This window comes from Rahnella sp. NRRL B-41462, assembly GCF_003263525.1.
Taxonomy (GTDB): Bacteria; Pseudomonadota; Gammaproteobacteria; order Enterobacterales; family Enterobacteriaceae; genus Rahnella; species Rahnella aceris.
The window spans coordinates 1-5,793 of sequence record NZ_JYDF01000183.1 but is presented as its reverse complement, the minus strand read 5'-3'; the positions used below and the strand labels follow the sequence as shown (position 1 = coordinate 5,793).

Here is a 5,793-nt window from a genome sequence, read left to right as displayed (position 1 = left end):
ACGATCAGGCTGGTGACCGCGGCACGGTTGTGCATAAAACGACGTCGTGCATCCTGCCACAGACTGCGGCCTTCAACTTCGAGTTTTTCGCTGAAGTTTTCCACGACGTCGCTATTTTTCTTACTTAACATCATTGACGTACTCCGGCATTAATAACGGATTTTCGGGTCGATGACGGCATAAAGCACGTCGACGATCGCATTGAATAATATGGTCAATGCGCCCACTAAAATGGTCAGGCTCAAGACCAGTGAGTAGTCACGGTTTAATGCACCGTTAACAAACAGCTGGCCAATGCCCGGCAATCCGAAAATGCTCTCGATGACCATCGAACCGGTGATAATCCCAACGAAGGCCGGTCCCATGTATGACAATACCGGCAGCAGTGCAGGTTTAAGCGCGTGGCGCAAAATGATGCGACGCAGCGGCAACCCTTTGGCGCGAGCTGTACGGATGAAGTTGGAATGCAGAATTTCGATCATTGAACCGCGGGTGATACGCGCAATACTGGCGATATAAGCCAGTGACAGTGCCACCATCGGCAGGATCATATATTTGGCACCACCGCCATTCCAGCCGCCGCCAGGCAACCATTTAAGCGTGATGGCAAATATCAGCACCAGTAACGGCGCAACCACGAAACTGGGTATGACCACCCCCGTCATCGCAACGCCCATCACCGTGTAATCCCATTTCGTGTTCTGGTTGAGTGCTGCGATAACGCCCGCACTGACGCCAAACACAATCGCCATGATAAATGCCGCCAGACCCAGTTTCGCTGAAACCGGGAAAGAAGCCGCAACCAGATCATTAACGGTGTAGTCCTTATATTTGAACGACGGGCCAAAATCGCCTTTCGCCAGTTGTTCTAAATAATGGAAATATTGCTTATACATTGGGTCATTGAGGTGATATTTCGCCTCAATGTTCGCCATCACTTCTGGCGGAAGATTACGCTCCCCCGTAAAAGGGCTGCCAGGTGCAAGACGCATCATAAAAAACGAAATGGTGATCAGAATGAATAGCGTCGGAATCGCTTCCAGACAGCGGCGTAAAATAAACTTTAACATTGCCCGTACCTGTTTCTAAGCCTGTCACTACAGCTTGATAGTTTTGGCTTGGTCACGACGACTATCGGGTGATAGCCGCCGTGGTGGCTCTTTGCTTCAGCACCGAAAACCGGCACTAAAAACATTACCTTCATCAATAAAGAAGGAGCAAGGCAGCTCGGGGATGCCTTGCTCTGACACTGATTAATTAGTGTTTGATGATGTATAAGTCTTTAACGTAGACGTTGTCCTGTGGATCTTTACCGGTGTAACCACCAACGTATGGTTTCACCAGACGCGCGTTCACGTAGTAATAGACAGGCACAATCGCAGAATCTTTATCGAGCTGGGTTTCAGCTTTCTGATACAGCGCTGCGCGTTCTTCGTCAGTTTTCGCGGTCAGCGTGTCCGCGATGTCTTTATCAAACGCAGGGCTCTTATAGTGAGCCGTGTTGTTGCTGCTGTCAGACAGCATGGTGTTCAGGAAGGAAGAAGGTTCGTTGTAATCGGAGCACCAGCCAGCACGGGCGATATCGAAGTTGCCCTGATGACGGCTGTCCAGGAAGGTTTTCCACTCCTGGTTAACGAGTTTCACGTCAACACCCAGGTTTTTCTTCCAGATAGCGGCAGCGGCGATAGCCAGTTTTTTGTGCAGATCAGACGTGTTGTACAGCAGGTCGAAAGTCAGTGGTTTAGCTGGGGTATAACCCGCTTCAGCCAGCAGTTTTTTAGCCTGCTCGTTACGCTGTTCCTGAGTCTCTTTGAACCAGGCCGGAGGCGTCAGTTTTGCACCATCAGTGTAAGGAGGGGTATAGCCATAAGCTGGCAAATCGCCCTGCGCTTTTACTTTGTTCACGATGATGTCGCGATCCAGGCCCAGTTTCAGCGCTTCACGAACGCGTGAATCAGTGAATGGTGCTTTCTGGTTATTGATTTCGTAGTAATAAGTGCACAGGTACGGGTCAACGTGGACTTCGGTCGGGATTTCTTTTTTCAGTTTCTGGAACAGTTCGATCGGCATGTTGTTATAGGTCATGTCGATTTCGCCGCTACGGTAGCGGTTAACGTCAGTCACTTCAGAGGAGATTGGCAGGTAAGTGACCTGATTAATAACGGTTTTCGCGTTATCCCAGTAAGTCGGGCTACGCTCCAGAACAATACGTTCGTTAACGGTCCAGGTTTTCAGTTTGTATGCACCGTTGCTCACGTAGTTTTCTGGCTGAGTCCATTTGTCGCCAAATTTCTCAACAACACTTTTGTTTACCGGCTTCATCGCGGTGTGAGACAGCATTTTGACGAAATAGGGAACAGGCTCGGTCAGAGTGACTTGCAGGGTATGGTCGTCAATCGCTTTCACACCCAGAGTATCAGGGCTTTTCTTACCGCTGATGATGTCGTCAATGTTTTCGATATGACCGTATTGCAGATAGCTTTCATACGGAGACGCAGTTTTCGGATCCGCCAGACGCTGCCAGCTGTAGACAAAATCTTCGGCTGTTACAGGGTCGCCGTTAGACCATTTAGCTTCCGGGCGCAGGTGGAAGGTCCAGACTTTAAAATCTTTGTTTTCCCAACTGGTGGCTACACCAGGAATGACGCTGCCGTCTTTGCTATCGGTATTTACCAGACCTTCCAGCAAATCACGGATAACGTTAGATTCCGGCACGCCTTCGACTTTATGCGGGTCGAGAGACTGAACTTCAGAACCGTTGTTGCGCACCAGCTCTTGTTTGGCGGCCAGAGTCACGCCTGCTGGCACGTTGGCTGCGAATGCATTATTGATTGAAACAGATCCTACTGCAGCCAGAATGCAGGCAGCGAGCAGATTTTTTTTTTGTGATGTTGGTCATTTTTATTCAACTCCAGTTTTTATTATGAACTTGCACGCCCGGGTGCAAGATAAACCCTTGCTGGGTCAATGGGTTTCAAAAGCAGGAACGAATTGCTCAAGAAAGGCCCCCATGTAGTTACCACCCGCAGATGGCTGTCCCCTATTACTGCATGTATTACTCAATAACGTTGGAAACGTCAGGCTGTTGTTCGCCATGTTGTTTCCGGGATCGTTAAGGATGATCCCACCCCATTTGATTTACCCCGTGCACAACAAAACAAGGTTCTGCGTCACACCAGGTAATCACATACTGTTATTCCTAACCTTAACAATATTATTTTCTTATTCGCCTGACGGCGATAGAAAGCCCTTCGCAGTTAAGCGCCTGAATTCAATTAATGAGAAGAAGAGATGAAGGTTTGTTTTGCTGAACCGGCAGACTCAACAAAAGACTATGTAATGTCGCCAGCACAATGCCCGGCTTTCTTTTCGCAGAAAGCGGATGAGGATAATTTTGTGGTACGCATTGCGACACGATACTCTCCAAAAACAAATAAAATGGCTTCAATCTTTCTGTCTCTAGCAAGATTCGTTCTCACTCAGAGCATCCCGCTTAACAAAATTCCATTTTTGAAGGCGATTTGAAAATTATCAGAAGCCTGATACAGGCGCCAATAAATTTTGCAAATTTGTTACGCAATTCTCTTTTACTGGTTACAAGCCCGATGAGCCATCCACAAGGAAACATTTGGAAACCTTGTTTAACTCATTGTTTATTGGCATTTTTACGATAATTTTTAGCGCAAAATTAACGTCACTGATTGCATAAGAACTCGCCTGACACAATCCGTTAACATTAAGATGTTTTCAAGGATAAACACCTGTTAACTGCGGTGTTAACACTAATAACATCTCGATACAGCATGCACAAGCCTTACAGAATGATGTGGATAAATTAGCGTCAAAACGGGCAGTAAAGATGCGTATTTAGCTAAAAATTCGCTAAGTTTATTAGAAGAAATGAAGACTTGGTTCGAAAAGAAGAATGAGACGTGGCTTTACGCCACATTTAGGTGCAAACGCGCTTAATTAAGTCATTAGCTGCACTATATTAATGCATCGCATTATAAGGAAAGGTAATAATTATCACGAAAACCCACCCGTGTTTCCGTGATAATTCAGTGACCAGCAGGTTAGAGCAGGCCAGGGAAAATAGCTTTAATCCCTGTCACAATAAATTCGATACCCAGAGACATCAGCAAAAGCCCCATGATACGCGTAATCACGTTAATCCCGGTTTGCCCCAGTAATCGCACCAGCAATGGTGCCGCTCTGAACAGTAACCAGCAACAAAATGCAAAGAAGATAATCGCAAGTGTCAGTCCCAGCAGATTCGGCCAACTGTGATAGCGTGAACTCCATACAATCGTTGAACTGATTGCGCCCGGTCCGGCCATCAGAGGTAGCGCAAGCGGAACCACCCCGACATTTTCACGTATCGCTGTTTCTGATTTTTCCTGCTTGTTCTGTTTGTCCTCGCCCAGTTTCCCGCTGATCATAGACATCGCAATAGTCACCACCAGGATCCCACCCGCAATTCGGAATGAATCAATAGATATACCAAACAGATGTAAAATGGCATCGCCCAGGAAAAGTGCAGTCGACAATATAATGGCAACCGACAGGTTTGCCGTCATATTGGTTTTATTACGCCCCGCTGCCGCCTGATAGCTTGTCATGCTGATGAAGACTGGCAAGATCCCCACAGGGTTGACCAGCGCAAACAGCCCGACGAAAAACTTGATATACCCTGAAAAATCTAATAAAGATTGGCTCACGCAGAACTCCGCATAACTATGCCAGTAGATGAAGGTTTTGATGGGCGCTAATGTACTGGAATCCCCGTAAAGGCGCCACGTCGTTTCATAGTTTTTATCACCAGATTTCCGAACAAAGGCAGTGAATACAACTTTTGTTAAAAAACAGATTTTTTATTGATAACTTTAGATACAAAACTGTATTATCCAAGGGAGAATTTGATAACCATTCTCAATATCAAGTTGCTGAAAGGTGTCAGCATCAGTATTTAGTGATCCAGATCAAATTGACGCTGCCTACAAATAGGTAATCTCAGTACATAGTCACTCAGCGTTACATGAAAGATAAAACGTCCAGTGATGAAGGTGATTTATTTAACGTCATCTGCTTTACCCGGTGCTTCACAACTGAAAGCTCTTTGAGCAAATAAAGAGACAAAGACAACACATTGAGAATCTTAGATTTAATTAGTTTCTCACGGTGACTGATAGCAGGTCTATACTAGTCTTTGGCGGATTATTTACTAAAAGAGTTTAACTTTATCAGGAGAGCATTATGGCTGTAACAAATGTCGCTGAACTAAACGCACTCGTTGCTCGGGTCAAGAAGGCACAGCGCGAATATGCCAACTTCAGTCAAGAGCAAGTCGATAAGATTTTCGCTGCCGCCGCCCTGGCTGCTGCCGATTCTCGAATTCTGCTGGCAAAACTGGCTGTTGAAGAATCCGGAATGGGTATCGTCGAAGACAAAGTGATTAAAAACCACTTCGCCTCTGAATATATCTACAATGCCTACAAAGATGAAAAAACTTGTGGCATCCTGGGCCAGGATGACACCTTCGGTACCATCACTATCGCTGAGCCAATTGGTCTGATTTGCGGTATTGTCCCGACTACCAACCCAACTTCTACTGCAATTTTCAAGGCGCTTATCAGCCTGAAAACCCGTAACGGTATTATCTTCTCTCCACATCCACGTGCCAAGAATGCAACGAACAAGGCTGCGGATATCGTTCTGCAAGCGGCCATCGCTGCCGGCGCGCCAAAAGATATCATTGGCTGGATTGATGAACCAAGCGTAGAGCTTTCCAACCAA

General features: G+C 46.4%; 3 protein-coding genes and 2 pseudogenes. 1 reads left to right on the top strand and 4 read right to left on the bottom strand.

The window, feature by feature from the left end:
• From UC14_RS26380 to UC14_RS26360, 4 genes and pseudogenes are all read right to left on the bottom strand, one after another.
• A pseudogene (locus UC14_RS26380) lies at positions 1-134 on the bottom strand (peptide ABC transporter permease); the annotation flags it as partial.
• 15 nt (positions 135-149) lie between these two features.
• The gene (gene oppB / locus UC14_RS26375) at positions 150-1,070 is read right to left on the bottom strand and encodes an oligopeptide ABC transporter permease OppB (protein WP_013575945.1); all 921 of its coding nucleotides are present in this window, start codon (positions 1,068-1,070) and stop codon (positions 150-152) included.
• Positions 1,071-1,257: 187 nt separating this feature from the next.
• Positions 1,258-2,899 (bottom strand): annotated as a pseudogene (oppA, locus tag UC14_RS26370) (oligopeptide ABC transporter substrate-binding protein OppA).
• Positions 2,900-4,073: 1,174 nt separating this feature from the next.
• A complete protein-coding gene (locus tag UC14_RS26360; protein ID WP_013575947.1) occupies positions 4,074-4,718 on the bottom strand; it encodes a YchE family NAAT transporter in 645 nt (214 codons plus the stop codon).
• Positions 4,719-5,253: 535 nt separating this feature from the next.
• On the opposite strand from UC14_RS26360, the gene UC14_RS26355 reads away from it, so the two are divergent.
• The coding region (locus UC14_RS26355) for an aldehyde dehydrogenase family protein (protein ID WP_157962169.1) at positions 5,254-5,793 on the top strand (540 nt) is incomplete at its 3' end.

Coding starts and splice junctions, on each gene's coding strand:
- oppB (WP_013575945.1), bottom strand. CDS start 1,070: ATGTTAAAGTTTATTTTACGCCGCTGTCTGGAAGCGATTCCGACGCTA.